Source organism: Variovorax sp. PBL-H6, from assembly GCF_901827155.1.
Classification (GTDB): domain Bacteria; phylum Pseudomonadota; class Gammaproteobacteria; order Burkholderiales; family Burkholderiaceae_C; genus Variovorax.
Map to the genome: position 1 here is coordinate 511,913 of NZ_LR594660.1, position 22,013 is coordinate 533,925.

The 22,013-nt window shown below is 61.6% G+C and carries 22 protein-coding genes and 1 pseudogene; 4 read left to right on the forward strand and 19 right to left on the reverse strand.

Going from position 1 to position 22,013, the window contains the following annotated elements; all coding sequences use genetic code 11:
- The first annotated feature begins 122 nt into the window (after window positions 1–122).
- Window positions 123–1,082, forward strand: a complete 960-nt coding sequence (locus G3W89_RS30845) for a Bug family tripartite tricarboxylate transporter substrate binding protein (RefSeq protein WP_015060625.1) — start codon at window positions 123–125, stop codon at window positions 1,080–1,082.
- A 37-nt stretch (window positions 1,083–1,119) separates the two neighbouring features.
- On the opposite strand, the gene G3W89_RS30850 is transcribed toward G3W89_RS30845, so the two are convergent.
- The 7 genes and pseudogenes from G3W89_RS30850 to G3W89_RS30880 form a co-directional block, all read right to left on the reverse strand.
- Window positions 1,120–1,842 (reverse strand): dienelactone hydrolase family protein, encoded by a 723-nt coding sequence (locus G3W89_RS30850; RefSeq protein WP_015060624.1) that lies wholly within the window; start codon window positions 1,840–1,842, stop codon window positions 1,120–1,122.
- On the reverse strand, window positions 1,839–2,984 hold the full coding sequence (locus G3W89_RS30855; protein ID WP_162570834.1) for a muconate/chloromuconate family cycloisomerase: 1,146 nt from the start codon (window positions 2,982–2,984) through the stop codon (window positions 1,839–1,841). Before G3W89_RS30855 ends, G3W89_RS30850 begins: the two co-directional genes overlap by 4 nt.
- A gap of 25 nt (window positions 2,985–3,009) precedes the next feature.
- The gene (locus tag G3W89_RS30860; protein WP_015060622.1) at window positions 3,010–4,077 is read right to left on the reverse strand and encodes a maleylacetate reductase; all 1,068 of its coding nucleotides are present in this window, start codon (window positions 4,075–4,077) and stop codon (window positions 3,010–3,012) included.
- A gap of 11 nt (window positions 4,078–4,088) precedes the next feature.
- Window positions 4,089–4,424, reverse strand: a complete 336-nt coding sequence (locus tag G3W89_RS30865; protein WP_162570832.1) for a YciI family protein — start codon at window positions 4,422–4,424, stop codon at window positions 4,089–4,091.
- A gap of 52 nt (window positions 4,425–4,476) precedes the next feature.
- Window positions 4,477–4,764, reverse strand: a complete 288-nt coding sequence (locus G3W89_RS30870) for an oxidoreductase C-terminal domain-containing protein (protein ID WP_232076904.1) — start codon at window positions 4,762–4,764, stop codon at window positions 4,477–4,479.
- 29 nt (window positions 4,765–4,793) lie between these two features.
- Window positions 4,794–5,078: pseudogene (locus tag G3W89_RS30875) on the reverse strand (Rieske 2Fe-2S domain-containing protein); the annotation flags it as partial.
- A 119-nt stretch (window positions 5,079–5,197) separates the two neighbouring features.
- Window positions 5,198–5,944, reverse strand: a complete 747-nt coding sequence (locus G3W89_RS30880) for a dioxygenase family protein (protein ID WP_015060619.1) — start codon at window positions 5,942–5,944, stop codon at window positions 5,198–5,200.
- Window positions 5,945–6,076: 132 nt separating this feature from the next.
- On the opposite strand from G3W89_RS30880, the gene G3W89_RS30885 reads away from it, so the two are divergent.
- From G3W89_RS30885 to G3W89_RS30895, 3 genes are all read left to right on the forward strand, one after another.
- Complete coding sequence (locus tag G3W89_RS30885; RefSeq protein ID WP_015060618.1) at window positions 6,077–7,045, forward strand: LysR family transcriptional regulator; 969 nt, start codon at window positions 6,077–6,079, stop codon at window positions 7,043–7,045.
- 490 nt (window positions 7,046–7,535) lie between these two features.
- A complete protein-coding gene (locus G3W89_RS30890) occupies window positions 7,536–8,516 on the forward strand; it encodes a Bug family tripartite tricarboxylate transporter substrate binding protein (RefSeq protein WP_015060617.1) in 981 nt (326 codons plus the stop codon).
- A 111-nt stretch (window positions 8,517–8,627) separates the two neighbouring features.
- Window positions 8,628–9,745, forward strand: a protein-coding gene (locus tag G3W89_RS30895) for an IS3 family transposase (RefSeq protein WP_419186584.1) whose coding sequence is annotated in 2 segments (ribosomal slippage) — window positions 8,628–8,880 and window positions 8,880–9,745 — 1,119 coding nt in all. Because the reading frame shifts where the segments join, the coding sequence is not laid out codon by codon here.
- A gap of 128 nt (window positions 9,746–9,873) precedes the next feature.
- Here G3W89_RS30895 and G3W89_RS30900 read toward each other — a convergent pair.
- From G3W89_RS30900 to G3W89_RS30955, 12 genes are all read right to left on the reverse strand, one after another.
- Entirely contained in the window at window positions 9,874–10,374 is a 501-nt protein-coding gene (locus tag G3W89_RS30900) for an IclR family transcriptional regulator domain-containing protein (protein WP_060710272.1), read from the reverse strand.
- Between the two features lie 37 nt (window positions 10,375–10,411).
- The gene (istB, locus tag G3W89_RS30905) at window positions 10,412–11,206 is read right to left on the reverse strand and encodes an IS21-like element IS1600 family helper ATPase IstB (protein WP_011255145.1); all 795 of its coding nucleotides are present in this window, start codon (window positions 11,204–11,206) and stop codon (window positions 10,412–10,414) included.
- On the reverse strand, window positions 11,196–12,752 hold the full coding sequence (istA, locus tag G3W89_RS30910; protein ID WP_011255179.1) for an IS21-like element IS1600 family transposase: 1,557 nt from the start codon (window positions 12,750–12,752) through the stop codon (window positions 11,196–11,198). Before istA ends, istB begins: the two co-directional genes overlap by 11 nt.
- 151 nt (window positions 12,753–12,903) lie before the next feature.
- Entirely contained in the window at window positions 12,904–13,821 is a 918-nt protein-coding gene (locus G3W89_RS30915; RefSeq protein WP_015060643.1) for a LysR family transcriptional regulator, read from the reverse strand.
- A 32-nt stretch (window positions 13,822–13,853) separates the two neighbouring features.
- Window positions 13,854–14,861, reverse strand: a complete 1,008-nt coding sequence (locus tag G3W89_RS30920; RefSeq protein WP_014386263.1) for a ferredoxin--NADP reductase — start codon at window positions 14,859–14,861, stop codon at window positions 13,854–13,856.
- A gap of 16 nt (window positions 14,862–14,877) precedes the next feature.
- On the reverse strand, window positions 14,878–15,522 hold the full coding sequence (locus G3W89_RS30925; protein ID WP_014386451.1) for an aromatic-ring-hydroxylating dioxygenase subunit beta: 645 nt from the start codon (window positions 15,520–15,522) through the stop codon (window positions 14,878–14,880).
- The gene (locus G3W89_RS30930; protein WP_162570827.1) at window positions 15,519–16,865 is read right to left on the reverse strand and encodes an aromatic ring-hydroxylating oxygenase subunit alpha; all 1,347 of its coding nucleotides are present in this window, start codon (window positions 16,863–16,865) and stop codon (window positions 15,519–15,521) included. The genes G3W89_RS30925 and G3W89_RS30930 overlap by 4 nt, the downstream gene beginning before the upstream one ends.
- Window positions 16,866–16,909: 44 nt before the next feature.
- Window positions 16,910–17,482, reverse strand: coding sequence for an FAD-binding oxidoreductase (locus G3W89_RS30935; protein ID WP_162570826.1), 573 nt, complete (start codon window positions 17,480–17,482; stop codon window positions 16,910–16,912).
- A gap of 16 nt (window positions 17,483–17,498) precedes the next feature.
- On the reverse strand, window positions 17,499–18,143 hold the full coding sequence (locus tag G3W89_RS30940; RefSeq protein WP_014386451.1) for an aromatic-ring-hydroxylating dioxygenase subunit beta: 645 nt from the start codon (window positions 18,141–18,143) through the stop codon (window positions 17,499–17,501).
- Window positions 18,140–19,486, reverse strand: coding sequence for an aromatic ring-hydroxylating oxygenase subunit alpha (locus G3W89_RS30945; protein WP_162570825.1), 1,347 nt, complete (start codon window positions 19,484–19,486; stop codon window positions 18,140–18,142). The genes G3W89_RS30940 and G3W89_RS30945 overlap by 4 nt, the downstream gene beginning before the upstream one ends.
- Before the next feature lie 44 nt (window positions 19,487–19,530).
- Entirely contained in the window at window positions 19,531–20,295 is a 765-nt protein-coding gene (locus G3W89_RS30950; protein WP_060710154.1) for a type 1 glutamine amidotransferase, read from the reverse strand.
- 19 nt (window positions 20,296–20,314) lie between these two features.
- Window positions 20,315–21,796 carry a glutamine synthetase family protein gene (locus G3W89_RS30955; RefSeq protein ID WP_060710153.1) on the reverse strand — a complete coding sequence of 494 codons (1,482 nt, stop codon included), beginning with the start codon at window positions 21,794–21,796 and terminating at the stop codon, window positions 20,315–20,317.
- Between the last annotated feature and the right edge of the window lie 217 nt (window positions 21,797–22,013).

Sequence of the window (22,013 nt, forward strand, 5' to 3'; positions counted from 1 at the left end):
TGCGCAAGCTCTGATTCCTTTCTTTTCCGAGATCAACTCACGTTAGTCAGTGCCTGTTTAAGGTGCCGGATCCATGTGAAATCAAATTGACTTTTTCTCCTGCTTGTCTAAAGGATCTTCCCATGTTCATGTATTTCCGCGCCGCATGCTCGGCAATTATTCTGACGATCTGCGCTCTCCAAGTTCATGCGCAGCAACCGACCCCCATTCGTTTTGTCGTCGCGTACCCGCCTGGGGGCGCTGGCGACCAGATGGCACGAATTGTGGCGAATGAGGTCGCAAGAAGCCTCGGCACTCCTGTCGTGGTTGAAAATAAGCCCGGTGCCGGTGGCATGATTGCTGGCGATCTAGTGGCGCGCGCGAAGCCTGATGGGAAGACATTCTTCGTCGGTGGCAATGGCCCACTAGTTCTGAACGCGGCTATCTATGACAAGATGCCATATGATCCCGCGAAGTCCTTTGCGCCAGTAGCTGGGTTGGGAAAATCACCGCTTCTCTTGGTCACCCGTAATGGCCTTGGCGTCGACAGCGTCGCGGAGTTGGTGTCGGTGATGAAGACCCGGCAACTGTCTATGGCCTCAGCCGGAATCGGCAATGTGACCCATCTTGCCGGCGAGTATGTGGCGGCTCTGATGGGGTACAAGGTCACGCACGTACCGTTTAGCGGAAGCGCACCAGCTATCTTGGGCCTGATCGGCGATAACGTTGACGTCATGTTCGACGCGCTGCCGTCTTCAATGCATCAAGCCAAAGCTGGAAAAATCCGCCCCTTGGCCATTCTTGATGACCGACGGTTTCCGCTTTTGCCGGACGTGCCCACACTAAAAGAATCGGGATACGCCAATGGCGAGACCAGCGCGTGGATTGCGATCGTGGCGCCGGCGCAGACGCCGCGTTCTGCTGTATTGGAAATTAACAAGGCTGTGAATGATGCGTTGCTCAAACCAGAAGTAGCGCAGAAATTTCACTCGATTGGAGAACAACCGATGGCAGGGACACCCGAAGACCTTGGCAACTTCATGGCGGCCGAGCGTGCGCGTTGGTTGCCACTTGTGAAATCGCTTGGCGTGAAGCTCGACTAGTATCCAGGCCAACAATCCACTCCAAAAAAGGCGCAGGCTACGGCGACTTCTGGAGCCCATTGGAATGGTGTCGCGTGAGGAACTCGACCGATCGCGAGAGTGCCAGCTCGGCGGCTTTGGGTGCGAAACCAAATGAGCGAACAGAGTTGAAGAAGCCGTGCCCGGCACCTTCATAGATAAAGAACTCATGCAAAGCGTTAGGGGTGCCTAGGGCCCGCTTCAAAATTTCCTGCACCTCCACAGGAATGTGCGCATCCGAATCTCCGATGTGGACTTGCGTCGGGCGCTTCAGGGCCGAAAGCTCCGCTTGATAGTCCTGCGCTTTGACAGGATAAAACGACACGCTGCTGTCGATGCCTCCGATCGCCGCAAGCTGAAGGGCGTACTTGCCTCCCAAGCAGAATCCGACGACGCTGACGCTTCCATCGCAGCGTGGGTCGCTCGCGAGCGAATTGACCGCTGCCCTCGCGTCATCGAGCGCGACTTGATTGTCCATTCGTTGCCAAAATGATATGGCAATCTCCCGGTCCGAGTCAGAATACGTCAATTCGACGCCAGGTTCGATCTGGCTATAAAGATCCGGTGCCAGCACGACGAACCCTTCACGAGCGAACTGGTCGGCCGCCAATCTCATCGCATTGTTAATCCCAAAAATCTCCGGCAGCAGAACAATGCCCTGTTTCCGCTCCCGTGAGTCGGACGAAATGTAGCCACCCATGGCACCATGAGTCGTTTGCAATTCGAAGTTGAAGTTTTTCATTTTTCTCGCGAGTAAAAGATGATCTTGTCCAAATCGGGCTCGACACCAAGCCCTACGCCCTGAGGAACCACAATCTCGTATTCCCTGTACTGTGTGGCCGTCGTTGCCAGGTCGTCAGCTAGAAGCAGCGGCCCAACCAGCTCGCAATCCCAGGCCAGAGTGGGAAGCGCACTGAACAACTGAAGCGCTGCGGCCGTGCCAATCGAACTTTCCAGCGCCATTCCCCCGTATATTGGAATCCCCGCGGCCTCTGCTATGGCCGCGGCTTTGTACGCGCGCCGAATCCCGCCGCCCTTACCCACTTTGACGCCGTATAGCCCCGTGACGCCGGCCTTGAAGCATGTAAAGGCATCACGGAAGTCCCAGAGACTCTCATCCGCTGCAATGGGTATGTTCAACCTCGCCGATAGGTTCGAAAGACCTTCTAGCTGCCACTTGGGCAAAGGCTGCTCAACCATGGCGACGCCCGCGTCCTGCAGCCGAGGCAAATACTGCATGCATGTCGGAAAGTCCCATGCCTGGTTCAGATCCACGGTGACGATTGCCCGAGTTTCCATCGCGTGAATCGCCTTGACAGTTTGGACGACCCGTTCCGTCTCAGATCGGGGATCGCTAAGACCCATCTTTATCTTGAACGTTCGGTGGCGGCGGTTTTCAAGCTGATTCTCAGCATCCTCGATGTCGACGCCTGCGTTACCTGAAACGAGCACCCAGAGGACTGGCATCGATTCCCGAACGCGTCCTCCGTAAAAGGCACTTACTGGCAGCCCCAAGATCCGACCCACCGCATCGTGCAGTACGACGTCGACGGCTGCTTTGGCGAAGAAGTTGGCGGACGCCACCCGATCCATCAGCAGGAGCAGTGTCTCGTGTCCAAAGAGATTTTCACCTATAAGCGCGGGGGCCAAGTATCGATCGACGACCTGCTTCATGGTTTCGATAGACTCGCCCCCCCAAAACGGCGTTCCCGCGGGCGTGCCCCCTTCCCCGTACGCGACTACTCCGCTGGAGGTGCGCAACGTCAAAAAGAGGAGCGACTGATGCGAATGCGACGAGTTGGAATGGTTGTGTACCTTCTTGAGAGGCAGATCGACTATGCGAGTGTCGATGCTCTCGATGGTTTCGATAGTTTGCGCGTTCATCTTGTCCTCCTGTCGACGAAAACCACTACAGGTACGTCGAATGATCTGGCCTGATCCCAGCCCATGCATTCGCAATCAAGCGCCTAACGAGTTGGGACTCGAGGGGCTTGGGATTCGGGTAGGGCTTAGCCATCACTGCGGCGGTTACGACGTCGATGTCCTTCTCTTTCATCCCCAGGTCTCGCAAAGTCACCGGCACGCCGCTGTCCTTTGCAATGTCATAGATCAGCCCAGCGGGATCTCCTCCACCCATCGCTCGCCCCACTACGACCATTGCCTCAGGAATCTTGGGAGCGTTGTATGCGATGGCGTGCGATAGCACTACAGCGTGAGTCTCGGCGTGGGGTAGGTTTAGAGCGCCTCCAAGCGTGTGGCAAAGCTTGTGGTGAAGACCCATCGACGTCGAGGCCAAGCAAATGGCGCTCAACCATGAGCCATACAGTGCCTCGGTCCGCACCTCGGGAGCAGCCAGGTCCTCGCAGAGTTTCGGGAGGCTTCTGTATAGGGCAGCAATCCCTAGTTCAGCGAACGTGTCGGTTATCGGGTTAGCGTCACTCGCGTAAAGCGCCTCTACTGCGTGAGCCATGGCGTTGATGCCGCTCGACACAGACAGCATTCGAGGGAGTGTGAACGTCAGTTCTACGTCGTAGATAACTGTTTCCGGCAGTACTTTGGGCGTCCTCTGTGTAGTCTTGATGCCGCGCTCGCTTTGACCAAGAATGGGAGTCATCTCGGATCCGGCATAGGTGGTTGGAATCACTAGCTGTGGCAGATCAGTACGAAGCGCGATAGCTTTGGAAAGCCCGATCGCCGATCCCCCGCCCAATGCCACTACTCCATCCACACGCAAGCTCCGCACCTGTGCAAGAGCGGTCTCCGTCACTTCGACGGGCGTGTGCATTACGGCCCCAGCGAAGACGCCGACGCAAACAGGGCCGACGAGGGATCGGATCTGTTCGGCCTGTTCCGGAGCGCTTGCCACAATCAAGATCCGTTTGCACCCCAGCCGTTCGACTTCGTCGCCGACCTCGGAGACAGTACCTCGGCCAAATCTGACGCGACTTGGCATGCCCTGGTAGAGAAAGTCTTTCATCATCAACTCGCTCAGGCGACAGAATTCGCATAAAGCGGGCTGTCGTCGGTTGGTATGTTGAACTTCCCGGCGAACACGGCTTTGATCCAGGGTTGTATGGTTACGAAGGAACGCAGCCCGGCTCGCGTGAACGGATCGTTCTCTACGAACTGACGAGCCTCCTCTAGGTCGCTCACCTCGACGATGTAGCTCCCACCTCTAACGGATTTTCCGTCGTCAGTAAAGGTCGCGCCCGCCGCCAGCACTTTGGCTGCATGGCCTTCCATGTATTTGCGGTGCTCGGACACGACCGCTTGGCGTTTCGCAACTGTGCCCGGCAAGTCTTGAAAAAAAATCGCTACATACATTGAGATATCTCCTTAAAAAACGGCTGCATCGCTGATAACTTGTAGACCGGAATCACGCGCGTGGAATCGATTGATCTGGATCCTCCAGCACTTCGGCCATGACCGCCGTCTGCTTCTCAATGAGGCGGCGCGCCATTGCAAGCTCTCTCGGTGCGTTCACCCCAACAACGGCCTTCAGCCGGTCTTGTTCAAGGTAGAAATACAGCGACGTCTGCGTCGCGAGAAGTCGGCGAATGGCGACACGGTGATGCGACTTGGGCACACCATAAATCTGGATGTTGACCGTGAACTGATCGGACCAAAACCATGGCAACGGGTCATAGCAAACGGGAAAGCCCAAGGCCGCGCTGGCCGCCGCAATCCCTTGGTTCCACGCGCCTTGCGACAGACCGCCGCGCCGCGGTGCGCGCAGCGGTTGACCCAGACGCTGAGCTTTCCCTCTTTTGTGCGCGTTACAACTACCGGCGTGTCGCCCACGAACGTGGACTTGAAATCTCCGGGCTGCGGGATCTCGGCCTCCAAGGCCACGAAACTCCAGGTTGGCCCGCGATAGATGCGTTGTAGTTCGAGTTCGTAAACCTCTTGGGAACGGTATACGTCCAAAGGCACACGGGTCCCATCATGTGTTGGGAAGGTCACGGGCTTGATATCCATCTCTACGTTCCTCAATTAGGCGATCAGGCCAAGGGCCAGATCGCGTCACCAGAGCTTTTTGCAAACGCGGCAAGCCTGCTGCCAGTCTTGCGCGTCGGGATTCAGTGATGCGCAAAAGTTCAGACCGGATCGAGAACGAAATCCTTCTTGAGGACCTTGACGCCCCCCCGTTCTTGCAGCTTGTGAATCAAGGCGGGGCGCACAGCCTCGACGCAGTCACTGTCGACCCACTTCTCATCCGCGAAGTAGGCCTGCGTTGTATGCTCCAAAAAGCCCTGCGCGCGGATCTTGAAGTGCACGTGCGCGGGTCGCCATGGATGGCGACCCATCAGCTCCAGCATCTTGCCGCTGGGGCCCTCGTGGGGAATCATGTAAGGCACTGGCAGCACGGTACGAATGTTGAAAGCCCCGGTCGAGTCGATGATCTTCTTGCCGCGATAGAAATCCGGCGGAAACTCTTCGCTATATCCGCTGTAGTACCCTTCGTGGTCGGAGTGCCAGATAAACAGCTCGGCACCTTCGATTGGCTTGCCCGCCAAGTCAACGACCTTCCCCTCAATGATCAACTCCTCGCCGCCATCCCCACGTGACTTGATCCGATCTGTGATCGTTGGAATGGACTCTAGAAAATAGGGGCCCTCCACGTTTGTCACGGAGCCCCTCCGGTGGTTCATCTCGTTGTCCGTAATGGTTGCGTTGAACCAGAGATCGCACACCAAGGGGATTTCGTATTCCGGAGCTTTTGCGTACTGCATGAGGAAGCCCACGCCAGCGCGGTATTCTTCAAAGGTTACATCGTGGCGCTTCAGAACTTCGCGGACCGCCTTGACGATCTCGCCGATCACTGTCTCTGCCCGGTTTGCCATATTCTTGTCTCCTGTCGTAGTGGGTGAACGAATGCAGAATCTACCGGGCAGGGGCGATTCAATCCAATACCATCTTTGTCATCGCGATGACCAGAAAGGTATCGCGAGGGCAGCACTAAGTCATAATTAGGTATGGAGCTACGCCACCTTCGTTATTTTGTGACCGTCGCGGAGGAGCGCAGCTTCCGTCGCGCCTCGCTCAGACTTCATATCTCTCAGCCGCCGCTGTCGCGCCTCATCAAGCAGCTCGAGGAACAGGTCGGTGCTCAGCTATTTGATCGAACCACGACCGGCGTCGAGCTGACCGCAGCGGGGGAGGTCTTTTTGGAGGGTGCAAACAAGGCTCTGCGGATAACAAGTGACGCTGTCGAAAGATCGCGTCGTGCTGCAAAGGGCGACTTTGGCCACCTCGAAGTCGCCTATTACGGCTCCGTGATCTTCGGTACCATCCCTCATCTGATCGGTGCTTATCGTGACGCGCAGCCCCGCGTCACAGTTCGTCTATCCCATATGACGAAGGATCGGCAAATCCGAGCTCTGCGCGATGGGTGGCTTGACATCGGGTTTGCCCGCTATTATCGAGACGAACCGGACATCGCATCAGAGGTGGTGGTGAGCGAGCCGGTGGTACTTGCGGTGCCGTCGACGCACCCATTGGCCAACCGCACCGTCGTGCCCATGTCGGCCCTGCGAGATGAGTGCATGATCGTCTACCCTGCGGCGTCTCGTCCAAGCTTTGCCGATGAGGTCATGCTCTTTTGCGATCAGGCGGGGTTCACACCTCGCATCGTTCAGGAAACGGAAGATCCCATGGCTTGCCTCGCTCTAGTATCCGGCGGAGTAGGCATCGCACTAGTCCCAATATCCACAGTCAATATCCGTCTACCGCGGGTTGCTTTTCTCAAAGTCACTGATCCTGAGCCCACAAGTAGCCTGTGCTGCGTCTACCGAAGGAACGACCAGAGGCCACTTCTCTCCGGTTTTCTAGCTGTGGTGCGCGCCTTGAATCTGAACGCACTGAATAACAACGCGTTCGAGGAGCAAAGTCGATTGGTCGAGCTCGGTCACGACAGTCGAGGCCGTCGTAAGGCCAACATTTGACCTCTGCGGCGTATGTTCAACGCCCCATTCGCCGGTATTGAATGTAGATTTTCAATGCCGGCCGACTGCTAGAGCGTCGGACCCGAAGGGCTGCACGCGTGGCAGGGCATGGGTCGCGTCGCTGTTTTAGAGGGCGAGCGACCCTCTCGCCACGAGAGCCCACTCTGAGCGCCGAATCTCAAGGCAGCCGGACGCAGTGAAGTCCAGCTGCGCGCCCCGGTCGGATGCGCTTGGATCGAAGCCAGTGGCGTCATCCGATCTTCGAACCTGTGGGGCTCTGCACGTCTCGAGATGCATTCGACCGCTGCCGTTCCAGCTGCCGCCGTCGAGCGATTTCAGTCCGCCACGTAGACCTGCGTACCTCAGTAGTTCCGGCGGAACGACTGTCCCCGTGGGTGCCGGCCTCCGGTATGGCGCCGTGCCTGAAAAGGTATTGGCCTGCGCATTGCGGAGAGCCTAAAGTCGGGTGGATCGTTGTTTGGAGAACGTCTTGAATCCACCCAGCTCAATGCGCCGCCGTTCCGTGCTCGCAGGTCTTTCTTTCGCCTGCATGGCCAACGGCGCCTCATGGGCGCAGGCCTCCTATCCGAGCCGATCCATCAAAATCATCGTCCCGTTTGGAGCCGGCGCATCAGCTGACCTCATAACGCGCCGCGTCGCAGAGGCTATGGCGACCTCACTCGGGCAAGCCGTGATCGTAGAAAACCGCCCCGGCGCTACGGGCAATCTGGGTACGGGAGTAGCTGCTAAGGCGGAGCCTGACGGCTACACCCTTGTTGTTGCTTCGACTCCCAACTTCGCCATCAACACGGCACTCTATCGCCAACTCCCCTTCGACGTCGACGCTGACTTCAGCCCGATCTCTCTGATGGCCGAAGCGCCCAACGTGATTGCGGTAAACCCCTCTACAGGCATCACGTCCATGGGGGATCTGGTCGTTGCGGCCCGCAGGGCCCCTGGTGGGCTTGCATACACCTCAGCCACAGTCGGTAGCACGGGACACCTGCTTGGTGAGCTACTAGCTGCCCGCGCCGGAATCAGGCTGATACATGTGCCCGACAAGGACCCGATTACGCTGGTTCTCGGCGGCCACGCCCCGATGACAATTTTCACCACTGCTTCAGTCCTTCCACACCTTCGGTCGGGGCGACTGAAGGCATTGGCGGTTACCTCCGCGAGCCGGCTTGCCGTCGCACCAGACGTTCCAACGTTGCTCGAAATGAAGGGAATCGACATCAGTGGGACGGCTTGGTACGGGCTGGTCGCCCCACGCGCGACGCCAGCAGAAGCCCAGACGAAGCTCCGCTCTGCAGTCAAGAGCGCACTGCAAACCCCGCGTGTGCTAAGCGCGCTGGTGGATTCGGGACACGAGGTGCGCTTGTTGGAAGGATCGGATTTCGGAGCGTTTATGCGCGCCGAACGCGTTAAGTGGGCGGAGGCTGTGAGGCTCTCCGGAGCGAGACCCGAGTGACCCCAGTCGGGCGGAACGGAGGCCCAGTGACGTTCCCCCCGATTTCCGGACTTTTTAAAACTAGAGGTACGGTTGCTTTCCGGCAGCCCCGAAGGGGTGCAAGGAGAAGCAATGAAGAGGTCGAGATTTTCGGAAGAGCAGATCGCCTACGCGCTGCGACTGGCCGAGTCGGGCACACCCGTCATCGATGTGTGTCGCCAGATCGGCGTGTCCGAAGCGACGTACTACACGTGGAAGAAGAAGTTCGGCGACCTGGGCGTCACCGAGCTCAAGCGGCTCAAGATGCTCGAGGACGAGAACGCCCGCTTGAAGCGCATCGTGGCTGACCTGACGCTGGACAAGCAGATCCTGCAGGAGGTCGTTAGAAAAAAGCTCTGAAGGCTGCCAAGCGGCGCGAGCTGGCAGCCTGGATGCAGGAGCGCTACGAGGTGAGTGTGCGGCGGTCGTGCCGTCTGGCGTTGCTGCGCCCGTCGGTTTGGTATCAGAAGAGCGAGGCACGCGATCAAAGCGCGCTGCGCCTGCGCATTCGGGAGATTGCGATGGATCGTCCACGTTTCGGGTATTTGCGCGTGCTGGTGATGCTCAAGCGCGAGGGTTGGTCGGTCGGCAAGAAGCGCGTCTATCGCCTGTACCGGCTGGAAGGCTTGCAGCTTCGCATGAAGGTCAAACGCCGCAAGCGCATCAGCCTGCAGCGCGGTCGAGCGACGCCAGCCACAGGACCGAACCAGCACTGGAGCATGGACTTTGTACACGACCAGATGCTCGATGGCCGGGCATTCCGTGTGCTCACGGTGATCGATCAGTGGAGTCGCGAGAGCGTGTCTCTAGAGGCCGACTTCCGGCTCACAGGTCGATGCGTCGGGAAGGTCCTGGACGAGGCTGCGCTGCAGCGTGGATGGCCCAAGGCGATCACGGTGGACAACGGCACGGAGTTCACCTCCAAGGCGCTCGATGAATGGGCATGGCGCAGAGGCGTGAAACTCGACTACACGAGACCCGGAAAGCCCACGGACAATGGGCTGATCGAGTCATTCAACGGTCGCTTGCGCGACGAGTTCCTGAACGTCAACGAGTTCATTACGATGCAGGATGCGCGTGAGAAGTTGAAGGCTTGGCAGCATGACTACAACCATCACCGGCCGCATGGCTCTCTCGGCCACCTGACCCCGAGTGAGTTCGTCAAAAAGAGGTCAGATCAACAAGCCGGAAGCCGCCCGATTCCAGTTTAGAAGTGACCGGATAAGGGGGAGACGTCACTTGCTTGTATTCAAACACTCAGCAAGGGATACGTTTTTCGGGGGCAAGGTCACTGAAGTTGCGTTGCGACATGCAAGCGTGAGACACGCGGTGACGTAGGCTAAGGAACGCGGGTGCTCGAAGAGATGCGCCCCGTCACCGCTTGCGCCGTCGCTTTCAACAATTTTGTCAGCGCTAGCTTCTTGGGCTCGAAGATGCTTGTCGGAACAGCTAGGCCGAGACAGGCGATCATTTTGAGATGGACATTGAATACCGGTGCAGAGAAACCGACAACACCATTCGTAAACTCGTCCTGCGAGTACGCCACCCCCTCCGCCCTCACACTCAGCACCTGCCGATGCAGCTCTCCCACCGATCTCACCGACCGCCTTGCAATCGGTCGCAACTCGACGCGCGCCAAGTATTCCTCCAGCTCCTTCGCATCGAGAAACGCTAATACGAGTTTGCCGGAGGAGCTTGCGTACAGCGGCGCACGCACCCCCTCGTGCATCGCGAGTCCTCGCGACGCCGTCACACCGTGCACACGCTCCACAACATCCCCCACGCGAACATTCAAACCGCACGTGTTAATTTCCATGCAACCCTGAGCCGGCATTTCCATCGAATCTTGATCCACCCTTTTTGCAAGCCTGGAAGGCTCACGGTGTGGATAAGTTCTTGGTTTTCTCCTTCTTGGATTGTGCCGGCAGCGCCGAGCTGTTCTTGAATCGGAAGCTGTCGTTGCCAGTTTCCAGGATATGGCAGTGGTGCGTAAGCCGGTCCAACAGCGCCGTCGTCATCTTCGCATCACCGAACACCGACGCCCATTCGCTGAAGCTCAGGTTGGTCGTGATCACGACGCTGGTGCGTTCGTAAAGCTTGGACAGCAGGTGGAACAGCAAGGCCCCACCGGACGCGCTGAATGGCAGATAACCCAGTTCGTCGAGGATCACCAGATCGGCGTACATGAGCCGGGTGGCGATCTGTCCCGACTTGCCCTGCGCCTTCTCGACCTCCAGCGCATTGACCAGTTCGACCGTGGAGAAGAACCGGACTCGCCGGTGATGATGCTCGATGGCCTGCACACCGAGCGCCGTGGCCAGGTGGGTCTTACCAGTGCCCGGGCCCCCGACCAACACCACATTGTTGGCCTCCTCCAGAAACTCGCAACGGTGCAACTGCCGCGCCAGCGCCTCATTGACTTCGCTGTGGGCGAAGTCGAAACCGGCCAAGTCCCGGTACACAGGGAAACGGGCCACCTTCAATTGGTAGGCCACGGAGCGCACCTCGCGCTCGGCGGTTTCCGCCTTGAGCAGTTGGGCCAGGATGGGTTGTGCCGCCTCGAACGCCGGTGCCCCTTGTGCGGTCAGCTCGGCCACGGCCTGGGCCATGCCATACATCTTGAGCTCTCGCAGCATGATCACGATGGCGCCGCTGGCAGGGTCATGACGCATGACGCACCTCCTGGGCTGTGCGGGCAGCCGCGGGGCGGCGCAACTGGTCGTAGCGCAGCACGTTGGCTTGAGGTTCGTTGACCAAGCGCAGGGCCTGTGGTGCCGTCACCGGCGCCGCAGGCGCCGGCTCCCCTTCCAGCAAACGATGCAGCACGTTCAGCACATGGGTCTTGGTCGGCACGCCAGCTTCCAAGGCCAGCTCCACGGCGGCCAGCACGGCCTGTTCATCGTGGTGCAGAACCAGGGCCAGGATCTCCACCATCTCCCGGTCGCCACCCGATTGGCGCAGCAACATGGCCTGCAGCCGTTTGAAGGCTGGCGGCAGTTCGGCGAACGGAGCACCGTTGCGCAAGGCACCGGGCTTGCGCTGCAGCACCGCCAGGTAGTGACGCCAGTCGTAGACGGTCCGACCACCGACGTCGTGGCGCCGGTCGATGAGGCGCGTGTGCTCGCACAAGATCTGACCTTCGGCGGCGACCACCAGCCGCTCGGCGTAGACCCGCAGACTCACCGGCCGGTTGGCGTAGGAGGCCGGCACGCTGTAGCGGTTGCGCTCGAAGTGCACCAGGCAGGTGGGCGAGACCCGCTTGGTGTGTTCGACGAAGCCGTCGAAGGGGCGCGGCATCGGCATCAGGGTGGGCCGCTCCTGCTCCCAGACATCGGCCACCGTGCCTGGCAGCTTGCCGTGGACGATCTCGCGCCACAAGGTCTTGCAGCGGTTCTCCAGCCACTCGTTGAGTTCGGCCAGGGTTGGAAACGCCGGCACGGGTTGCCACAGCCGGTGACGCGCATCACGCACGTTCTTCTCCACCTGCCCTTTCTCCCAGCCCGAGGCCGGATTGCAGAACTCGGCCTCGAACAGGTAGTGGCTGACCATGGCGCTGAAACGGGCGTTGACGTCGCGCTCCTTGCCCCGGCGCACCTTGTCCACGGCGGTGCGCATGTTGTCGTAGATACCGCGCCGGGGAATGCCACCCAACACCGCGAAGGCATGGTTGTGCGCATCGAACAGCATCTCGTGGGTTTGCAGCGGATAAGCCCGCACGGTGAAGGCGCGACTGTGGCTGAGCTTGAAGTGGGCTACCTGCAGCTTGGTGCGCTCGCCGCCGATGACGGCCCAGTCTTCGCTCCAGTCGAATTGGAACGCTTCGCCAGGACCGAAGGCCAGCGGCACGAAGGTGCCTCGGCCGGTGGTCTGCTGCGCTTCCTGACGTTGCTGCTGCCAGACTCGGGCGAAGGCGGCTACCCGGCCGTATGAGCCTGGGTAGCCCAGGGCGGACAGGTCGGCGTGGAGTTGCTTCACGGTGCGCCGCTGCTTGCGCGACTTGCCCGCTTCGCTCTTGAGCCAGCCTGAGAGCTTCTCGGCGTAGGGATCGAGCTGGCTCGGACTGATGCGCCGAGGGTAGTGCGGCTCCGCCACACCCGCGCGCAGGTACTTCTTGATGGTGTTGCGAGACAGGCCGGTGCGCCGGGCGATCTCTCGGATGGACAACTGCTCGCGCAGGGCCCAGCGTCTGATGACACTTAATGTTGCCACGTCAATCACTCCTATGCTCCTGCCGAAAAAATCAGCAGGTTAGGGTTGTTACGTGGATCAGTTTTAGACGGAAATTACCGGGTTAAGCTGAGGCCAACGTTGGCGATAGTGACCGGCAGCGCCGCCAAGCGCGGGCTGGTGGTCAGGACAGGGAGCGAGGTCATTGAGGCCATGTCGCCATTTCTTCCTGCAGCCTGTCGGCCAATTCGCGCTGCCAAGCTGCCAGCAAGTCAAAGCGGCTGACCAGCCACAGCTCCGTTTCGAAGAAGAGCTTTTCGGGGTACGGCACCAGTTCGGGATAGTCAGCGGCAACGAACTTGGGCAGCAGCGCCACGCCGTGGCCCAGCGCGCACAGGTGCGCCATGGGCACGAAGCTGTCCGACTGCACGCGCACCTTGCCCGTCAGGCCGAACTTGGCCCAGTCCAGGTTGGCGTAGGTGAAGTTGTGATCCTGGTGGAAGAACTGCAAGTTCATGGCCAGAAGGTCGTGGTCGTCGACAAACGCGGGATTTGACGCACTCGTGTCGTGGCGCGCCAGGTACGCGCGGCTGGCGTAAGCGCCCACGGCCACCGCACCGATCTTGCGTACGCGCAGGGAATTGCTGTTGCGCACAGGCCGTGCTAGCCGCACGGCGATGTCCACCTGGTCTTGCTCCAGATTGACGAAGTGCGTCTCGGTGGTGATGTTGAGCAGCAGCCGAGGAAATTTCTCCCCCAGCGCGACGAATACTGGCGCAAAGCGCTTGGCGAACACGTCCATCAGGCTGATGCGCACCACGCCCGCGCCTTCCTGGTGATTCTGAGAGAAGCTGCGCGCCGCCTCTTCCATGTGCTGGGCAGCGCTGACCAGCGCGTGCAGGTCGGCCGAGGCTTTCCAGCCGGCCTCGCTGCGCACGAACAGAGTGCGACCGAAGCGCTGCTCCAGCACCCGGATGCGCCGGCGCAGGGTGGAGTCGTCGATGCCTTCCATGTCGGCTGCAACTTCGTAGCTCCCGTGGCGCTCCAGCGCGAGGAAGGCGCGGATCAGGTCCCATGGAGGTGTGGTGGTGCCGTCTCGGGTCATGGTGCATGCTTTCATCGATGGCTTCAGGCTTTCTGGGGCTTGCAGGTTCAGGAAAAGCGCAGCCGCACCTGGGCGCTGGCGGCGCGCGTGCGGCAGGCCAGCAGCCAGCCTTCTGCAGCATCGTCTTCGTCCAGCACCGAGCTGTCGAGCCGCAGCACCTCGCCGTCCACCAGGCGGCACATGCAGGAGGCGCATTCGCCAACCCGGCAAGCGTGCGGGACGGCCAGCCCGGCGTCGAGCATGGCGCCCAGCAGGAATTGCCCGCCGCGCACCGACACGGTATGCGTCTGCCCCTTGAGCTGAACCGTCAGCTCGGCGTCGGGACCCTCGGCGCCCGTTTCCACCGCGCCCTCCAGCGCAGCGCCGAAGTCCTCGCGGTAGACGCGACTGGGCTCGATCCCAGCCGCTGCCAGCGCAGCCAGAACGGAGTGCATGAAGGCCTCGGGGCCGCAAAGGTAGGCGTCAGCAGCCTCAAGGCCCTGGGTCTGCGCCTCCAGCAGCGCCTGCGTGGGCAGGCCCTGTTCGGCGTCATACCAGTGGCGTATCTCCAGCCGCTGCCCGCTACCCGCCTGTAGCGCCTGCAACTCAGCCAGTAGCATGGCCGTGGCTCGGTCGCGGCAGGCGTAGAACAGCCGTACCTGGGGCGCGCCTTGCAGCAACGCTTGGCGCGCCAGCGCGAAGATGGGCGCAATGCCACTGCCGCCGGCATACAACAGCACTGGTTGGCCATGCCGCGCCAGTGTGAAGCGCCCGGCGGGCGGAAGCACCTGCAATCGTTGGCCCGCTCGCGCGTGGTCGCACAGCCAATTGGAGACGCGCCCACCCGCCACGCGGCGCACCAGCACGCTGATCGCCTGCCCATCCTCGGGCGCACTGGTGATCGAATAGCAGCGCCAATGTTCATCGCCTTGCACGGGGACGGCAAGCGTCAGGTACTGGCCAGACTGGAAGGAAAAACGCTGCCGCTGCCCGCCGTCCACGCCCAGGCTCAGCAGGATGGCGTCGCTGCCTTGCGGTGAAACAGCGGTGACGGTAAGAGAATGTGCCAGTTTCATGCGCTGCCACCTCCCCTCACAAAAAGAACGAGTTGTTGCCCTGCAGGCAGTCGCTGTCGATCAGGTTGACCTGCTTGAGCACGATGACTAGCCCCTGGGCGCTCTGGCGCAGCACGAACCCGTTCCAGCCCGCGAGCACACGGTTGTGGCCCTCGCGTGACTCGGCCAGAGTGAAGCTGTAGCGCGCGCGCCATTCATTGCCACGGTCCGGGCTGGGCCACACTTCCAGTCCGCCCCAGTGCCGCGCCGTGCGCGAAGTCGGGAACTGCGAGAAGGCCAGCCCGGTGCCCAGGCGGCTCACACGGTCGAGCAGACGGCGCCGGTCGTGGAATTCCAAGGTGACGTATTGGCGCGGGTCGGGCGCGGGCGCGCCCGCCGGCACCCAATAGGCGCATTCCTCGCCATACAACGCCAGCCAGCGCTCGTAGGCGGTCTTGTCCATCGAGCCCTGATCGAGCAGGCGAGCTTCCAGTGTCAGTAGTTGTGCCACCTGCTGCGTTTGCGCGGCGTCAGCGCCCTGGGTGCGCACGGCGGCCTGGGCCAGGTCGTCCGAAGCGGCGAGAAGCCAGTCGTAGAACGCCGGCACCACGTAGAGCGAGGGAGGCTGGTGGCGGTAGGCCGGAACGGCGGCAGCTTGGGCCAGATCCTGGGCGGCGTTCATGGCAGCTTCCCCTTGTTCATTTGCAGCGTCGGGCGGGCTTGCATCAGCCGCTTCCACTGAGCGTAGTAGTTGCGCATGTGAATCTCTGTGGTCACCGGGCCGCTGACCACGCCATCGGGACCGGGCACATCCTTGCCGGTCTCCCAGTGGCGACCCATGTCCACCCATTCGTCCTCGGGGCTGTTCATAAGGCCGCGTTGGCACTCTTCGAAGTTGGCGGCGTCGTCCATCTCGCCCATGACGGGGAAATCCTCCTGCGTGCGCAGGCGCATGGTGTTGACCTCTGCGTCCACGTCTCTGCGCCGGGTGGCATGCCAGCTTACCGAGGTTTCGCCCACCGCCAGAGGCTGGATCACCTGCACCTGGTTGCCGATCAGCGCCAGATTGGGAAAGATGTTGAGGTTCATGCCCGCCCCGACAGTGGTGTCGAGCACGCGTTGGGCCTGATCGCGGCTGTGGGTGGCGGCCACGTGGGCCTCGTAGGGCTCACGCCCCGGCTGCGGGCGCTGCTCGCGCCAGGCGGAGTTGGCGTGCATCTCGGGACGCTGGTCGACCACCGTATGCCCGTTGTCGAGCGCGTTGTTGCTCATGCGGGAGCGGTCGGCGTCGGCGAAGTAGGCCATGTCGCCGCCACCGTAGCGTTCCTTGGTCATCACCAGCAGCGACTGGTGCGAGAACGGCACGTGGTAGCCGTCGCCCGCGTTGTCCCAGACCAGTTTCCAGTTGCAGCCGACGCGAAAGCGCTGAGCGCCGGCCAAGACGATGTTCTGAGCGCCCCCATTGTGCTCGATCCAGGCGTCCAGATAGCGTGTGGCATTGCCGAGGTGCTCGGCCAGGGGCGGCGCCTCGGAGTTCAGGGTAGCGAAGATGAAGCCCTTGTACGACGCCACCTGCGCAGGCCGCGCAAGGTGCATGTCGCGCGCCTTGAAGGCCGGGCCATAGGCGTTCTTGCCGGGAATGCCGAACAACTGACCTCGGTTGTCGAAACGCCAGCCGTGGTAGGGGCAGGTGAAGTTGGCGGCGTTTCCTTGGTGCTCGCGGCAGACGGTTGCGCCGCGGTGCGAGCAACGGTTGGAGAACACGCGAATTTGCCCCTCTTCGTCGCGAGTCACGATGACCTCGCGGGTGCCCAGCCAGGCCTGCCGGAAATCGTTGGGCTCGGGGATCTCGCTTTCATGGGCCAAGTACACCCAGCTGGCGGCGTACACATGGTCCATTTCGCGGGCAAAGATGGCGGGGTCGGTATAGACGCGGCGGTGTACACGGTCTGGCTGCACCAGGTCGTCCCATTCATCGGCGGCGGATTCCCCGGCCGGAACGGCGGCAATATGAATTACTTTCATCGTTTTCTCGCAATTCGGTTGAATCTGAAAATCGCGGCTTCAGTTCATGTTGTTTCGGTAAGCGTGGGCACAGCCGCGGGAGCCAGGGCGCCTTCGTCCAGTAAGCGGCGGCCCAGCGCGATGACGGCGTCGGGAGACAGAGGCTGGCTGGCTTCCTGTTCTACGTGCGCCCACTGCTCGTCGTCGAACAGCGCGCGGTGGTAGGCCATGAACTTGTCTTTCAGGAACTGACGGTCCACCTCGGGGTGCCCCTGGATGCCCAAGATGCGGCCCTGCACCAAGAACACCTCGTGGGGGATGGTCTGCGACGACGCCAGCAGGACGCTGCCCGGCGGCAGTGCCGCCACGCATTCGCCGTGGCTTTGCACCAGCACGCTGGGCGCTTGCGCCAGCGCCGCGCCCAGCACGCTGATCGCCTGCCCATCCTCGGGCGCACTGGTGATCGAATAGCAGCGCCAATGTTCATCGCCTTGCACGGGGACGGCAAGCGTCAGGTACTGGCCAGACTGGAAGGAAAAACGCTGCCGCTGCCCGCCGTCCACGCCCAGGCTCAGCAGGATGGCGTCGCTGCCTTGCGGTGAAACAGCGGTGACGGTAAGAGAATGTGCCAGTTTCATGCGCTGCCACCTCCCCTCACAAAAAGAACGAGTTGTTGCCCTGCAGGCAGTCGCTGTCGATCAGGTTGACCTGCTTGAGCACGATGACTAGCCCCTGGGCGCTCTGGCGCAGCACGAACCCGTTCCAGCCCGCGAGCACACGGTTGTGGCCCTCGCGTGACTCGGCCAGAGTGAAGCTGTAGCGCGCGCGCCATTCATTGCCACGGTCCGGGCTGGGCCACACTTCCAGTCCGCCCCAGTGCCGCGCCGTGCGCGAAGTCGGGAACTGCGAGAAGGCCAGCCCGGTGCCCAGGCGGCTCACACGGTCGAGCAGACGGCGCCGGTCGTGGAATTCCAAGGTGACGTATTGGCGCGGGTCGGGCGCGGGCGCGCCCGCCGGCACCCAATAGGCGCATTCCTCGCCATACAACGCCAGCCAGCGCTCGTAGGCGGTCTTGTCCATCGAGCCCTGATCGAGCAGGCGAGCTTCCAGTGTCAGTAGTTGTGCCACCTGCTGCGTTTGCGCGGCGTCAGCGCCCTGGGTGCGCACGGCGGCCTGGGCCAGGTCGTCCGAAGCGGCGAGAAGCCAGTCGTAGAACGCCGGCACCACGTAGAGCGAGGGAGGCTGGTGGCGGTAGGCCGGAACGGCGGCAGCTTGGGCCAGATCCTGGGCGGCGTTCATGGCAGCTTCCCCTTGTTCATTTGCAGCGTCGGGCGGGCTTGCATCAGCCGCTTCCACTGAGCGTAGTAGTTGCGCATGTGAATTTCTGTGGTCACCGGGCCGCTGACCACGCCATCGGGACCGGGCACATCCTTGCCGGTCTCCCAGTGGCGACCCATGTCCACCCATTCGTCCTCGGGGCTGTTCATAAGGCCGCGTTGGCACTCTTCGAAGTTGGCGGCGTCGTCCATCTCGCCCATGACGGGGAAATCCTCCTGCGTGCGCAGGCGCATGGTGTTGACCTCTGCGTCCACGTCTCTGCGCCGGGTGGCATGCCAGCTTACCGAGGTTTCGCCCACCGCCAGAGGCTGGATCACCTGCACCTGGTTGCCGATCAGCGCCAGATTGGGAAAGATGTTGAGGTTCATGCCCGCCCCGACAGTGGTGTCGAGCACGCGTTGGGCCTGATCGCGGCTGTGGGTGGCGGCCACGTGGGCCTCGTAGGGCTCACGCCCCGGCTGCGGGCGCTGCTCGCGCCAGGCGGAGTTGCTGTGCATCTCGGGACGCTGGTCGACCACCGTATGCCCGTTGTCGAGCGCGTTGTTGCTCATGCGGGAGCGGTCGGCGTCGGCGAAGTAGGCCATGTCGCCGCCACCGTAGCGTTCCTTGGTCATCACCAGCAGCGACTGGTGCGAGAACGGCACGTGGTAGCCGTCGCCCGCGTTGTCCCAGACCAGTTTCCAGTTGCAGCCGACGCGAAAGCGCTGAGCGCCGGCCAAGACGATGTTCTGAGCGCCCCCATTGTGCTCGATCCAGGCGTCCAGATAGCGTGTGGCATTGCCGAGGTGCTCGGCCAGGGGCGGCGCCTCGGAGTTCAGGGTAGCGAAGATGAAGCCCTTGTACGACGCCACCTGCGCAGGCCGCGCAAGGTGCATGTCGCGCGCCTTGAAGGCCGGGCCATAGGCGTTCTTGCCGGGAATGCCGAACAACTGACCTCGGTTGTCGAAACGCCAGCCGTGGTAGGGGCAGGTGAAGTTGGCGGCGTTTCCTTGGTGCTCGCGGCAGACGGTTGCGCCGCGGTGCGAGCAACGGTTGGAGAACACGCGAATTTGCCCCTCTTCGTCGCGAGTCACGATGACCTCGCGGGTGCCCAGCCAGGCCTGCCGGAAATCGTTGGGCTCGGGGATCTCGCTTTCATGGGCCAAGTACACCCAGCTGGCGGCGTACACATGGTCCATTTCGCGGGCAAAGATGGCGGGGTCGGTATAGACGCGGCGGTGTACACGGTCTGGCTGCACCAGGTCGTCCCATTCATCGGCGGCGGATTCCCCGGCCGGAACGGCGGCAATATGAATTACTTTCATCGTTTTCTCGCAATTCGGTTGAATCTGAAAATCGCGGCTTCAGTTCATGTTGTTTCGGTAAGCGTGGGCACAGCCGCGGGAGCCAGGGCGCCTTCGTCCAGTAAGCGGCGGCCCAGCGCGATGACGGCGTCGGGAGACAGAGGCTGGCTGGCTTCCTGTTCTACGTGCGCCCACTGCTCGTCGTCGAACAGCGCGCGGTGGTAGGCCATGAACTTGTCTTTCAGGAACTGACGGTCCACCTCGGGGTGCCCCTGGATGCCCAAGATGCGGCCCTGCACCAAGAACACCTCGTGGGGGATGGTCTGCGACGACGCCAGCAGGACGCTGCCCGGCGGCAGTGCCGCCACGCATTCGCCGTGGCTTTTCACCAGCACGCTGGGCGCTTGCGCCAGCGCCGCGCCCAGCAGCTCAACGGCGACGGGGTCCCAGCGCAGGGCATCGACCCCCAGCTTGAAGCGCCCTGACGGGTTCCTGGCAACCCGTCCACCTAGGGCCGCCGCGATGGCCTGCGAGCCAAAGCACAGCCCGATCAGGGGTGAGCCTGCCTCGTCGCTAACGCGGCGAATCAGCGCCAGCAGGTTGCTCACCAGGAGCGAATCGGCATCGTCCACTACCGACATTGGGCTGCCGCTGATGACGTAGCCGTCGTAGCCCATCGCCCGCTCCAGGAAGCCGTCGCGCGCGGGTTCCAGCACGTCCCACTGCCCGCCCGCGCGACCGAAAGTGGCGATCATTTTTTCCTGCAAGATCTCGTCTCCGGGTACTTCAGTGCACCAGAGCACGGCATATTTCTTCTTCACGGTGTCCATGAGCGTTACCTGGTTCAGTTCAGAACAGTTCGAAGTACTCGCGATGCTCCCAGTCGGTGACGGGGTCGCCCGCCATGTCCACGTCGGCGCCTTCGGCGGCCACGAAGCGCGCCCATTCGCTGCGCCGCAGGTGCAGCCAGTAGTGGATGAACTCTTCGCCGAAGGCTTCGCGGAAGAAGCTGGAGCCCTCCAGCACGTCCAGCGCCTCGGCCAGGTTGCGCGGCAGGATCGGAACGTCGGCGGCATAGGGCGTTTCCTGCAGAGGGCCGGGATCGAGTTGGCGACGAATGCCATCGATCCCCGAGAAGAGCTGCGAGGCCAGATACAGGTAGGGGTTGGCCGCCGGCTCGCCGACCCGGTTTTCCACACGGCTGGCTGAGTCTTCTGGGGCGGCGATCACGCGCGCCATGGCGGCGCGGTTGTCCTCGGCCCAGGTCACCCGATCCGGGGCCAGAGAGAACGGGCGTCGGCGTCGGTAGCCGTTAACCGTGGGGGTGGTGAAGCTGGAGGCCGCACAGGCATGTTTGAGCAGGCCACCGACATAGGCCCGGCCCAGCGCCGACAGCGGCTCGCCCGTCTGCGGAACGAAGGCATTGACGCCGGAGTCGCGCGCCGCCAGCGACTGGTGCAGATGCCAGCCCGAGGCACAGAAACCCTCAATCTTGGGTTTGCACATGAAACTGGCAAGGTAACCGCGCCGCCGACAGATTTGCTTGACTGCGTTGCGGAACAACACCATGGTGTCGGCCATGTCCAGGCCGGACATGACGTCGAAGGTGGTCTCCATCTGGCTGGGCCCCCATTCATCCTCGATGCTGCGCAACGGCATGCCCAGCGTCAGCAGGTGCTGGCGCACCTCGGCCATGATGGGTTCGACCTCGTCCAAGTGATTTTCGAGCAGATAGGAGTAGCCCTTGGCGACCGGCATCACCTTGGGCGGTGCCGCCGGTGTGCCGGGGCCACCCAGCGTCTCGGGCTCCAGGCAGGGGTCGACGATGCGCGTCAAGTACCACTCCACCTCCAGGCCACCATGGAAGTCATAGCCCAGATCCGCCAACTGCCCCAGCGCTTTCTTCAACAGGGCACGCGGGCTCAGCGGGAAGGGCCGACCGCTACGCATGTACAGATCGGCCAGCATCCAGCCCGTGCGATCAGCCCAGGGCAGCACGCGGAAGGTGGTGGGGTCGGGCACCATCACCACGTTAGGGCTGCCCGCCAACTCCGGGTTGCCAAGCCCGCCATCCGAGGAAAAGGGATTGAACACGAAGGCGCTGGCCGTGTCGAAGAAAAAGGGCGCCATGGTGATTTCCGAGCCGCTGCCGAATGCGGAGCGCAAGGCTGCCACCGACAGCATTTTCCCGCGCAGCAGACCATATTGATCCGGCCATGAGAGGCGAATCATCTGAATGCCGTCCTGCTCGATTTTCTTCAGCACTTCAACGGCCGCCGCCTTCTGGGCGTCGGACCACAAGCCGTGCCGATCAATGAATTTCTGGCTCATTTTTGTCTTCGGGTTTTCCGGCATAGATGCCGGTTGTTTAGAATTAACGAATTACCCAACCATCTGCCACCAGATCAGTTCAGCACGCATTAAATTTGCCAATTGATCTTTGTCGCAGATTAATATTATGTTGATTTCCTGAGAACCTGAAAGGAAAACATGCGAAACCTATTCGCAAAAATGCGAGTGATGCAATGGTTTTTTCAACCACCCCCCG

Coding starts and splice junctions, on each gene's coding strand:
- G3W89_RS30845 (WP_015060625.1), top strand. CDS start 123: ATGTTCATGTATTTCCGCGCCGCATGCTCGGCAATTATTCTGACGATC.
- G3W89_RS30850 (WP_015060624.1), bottom strand. CDS start 1,842: ATGAAAAACTTCAACTTCGAATTGCAAACGACTCATGGTGCCATGGGT.
- G3W89_RS30855 (WP_162570834.1), bottom strand. CDS start 2,984: ATGAACGCGCAAACTATCGAAACCATCGAGAGCATCGACACTCGCATA.
- G3W89_RS30860 (WP_015060622.1), bottom strand. CDS start 4,077: ATGAAAGACTTTCTCTACCAGGGCATGCCAAGTCGCGTCAGATTTGGC.
- G3W89_RS30865 (WP_162570832.1), bottom strand. CDS start 4,424: ATGTATGTAGCGATTTTTTTTCAAGACTTGCCGGGCACAGTTGCGAAA.
- G3W89_RS30880 (WP_015060619.1), bottom strand. CDS start 5,944: ATGGCAAACCGGGCAGAGACAGTGATCGGCGAGATCGTCAAGGCGGTC.
- G3W89_RS30885 (WP_015060618.1), top strand. CDS start 6,077: ATGGAGCTACGCCACCTTCGTTATTTTGTGACCGTCGCGGAGGAGCGC.
- G3W89_RS30900 (WP_060710272.1), bottom strand. CDS start 10,374: ATGGAAATGCCGGCTCAGGGTTGCATGGAAATTAACACGTGCGGTTTG.
- istB (WP_011255145.1), bottom strand. CDS start 11,206: ATGCGTCATGACCCTGCCAGCGGCGCCATCGTGATCATGCTGCGAGAG.
- G3W89_RS30915 (WP_015060643.1), bottom strand. CDS start 13,821: ATGAAAGCATGCACCATGACCCGAGACGGCACCACCACACCTCCATGG.
- G3W89_RS30920 (WP_014386263.1), bottom strand. CDS start 14,861: ATGAAACTGGCACATTCTCTTACCGTCACCGCTGTTTCACCGCAAGGC.
- G3W89_RS30925 (WP_014386451.1), bottom strand. CDS start 15,522: ATGAACGCCGCCCAGGATCTGGCCCAAGCTGCCGCCGTTCCGGCCTAC.
- G3W89_RS30930 (WP_162570827.1), bottom strand. CDS start 16,865: ATGAAAGTAATTCATATTGCCGCCGTTCCGGCCGGGGAATCCGCCGCC.
- G3W89_RS30935 (WP_162570826.1), bottom strand. CDS start 17,482: ATGAAACTGGCACATTCTCTTACCGTCACCGCTGTTTCACCGCAAGGC.
- G3W89_RS30940 (WP_014386451.1), bottom strand. CDS start 18,143: ATGAACGCCGCCCAGGATCTGGCCCAAGCTGCCGCCGTTCCGGCCTAC.
- G3W89_RS30945 (WP_162570825.1), bottom strand. CDS start 19,486: ATGAAAGTAATTCATATTGCCGCCGTTCCGGCCGGGGAATCCGCCGCC.
- G3W89_RS30950 (WP_060710154.1), bottom strand. CDS start 20,295: ATGGACACCGTGAAGAAGAAATATGCCGTGCTCTGGTGCACTGAAGTA.
- G3W89_RS30955 (WP_060710153.1), bottom strand. CDS start 21,796: ATGAGCCAGAAATTCATTGATCGGCACGGCTTGTGGTCCGACGCCCAG.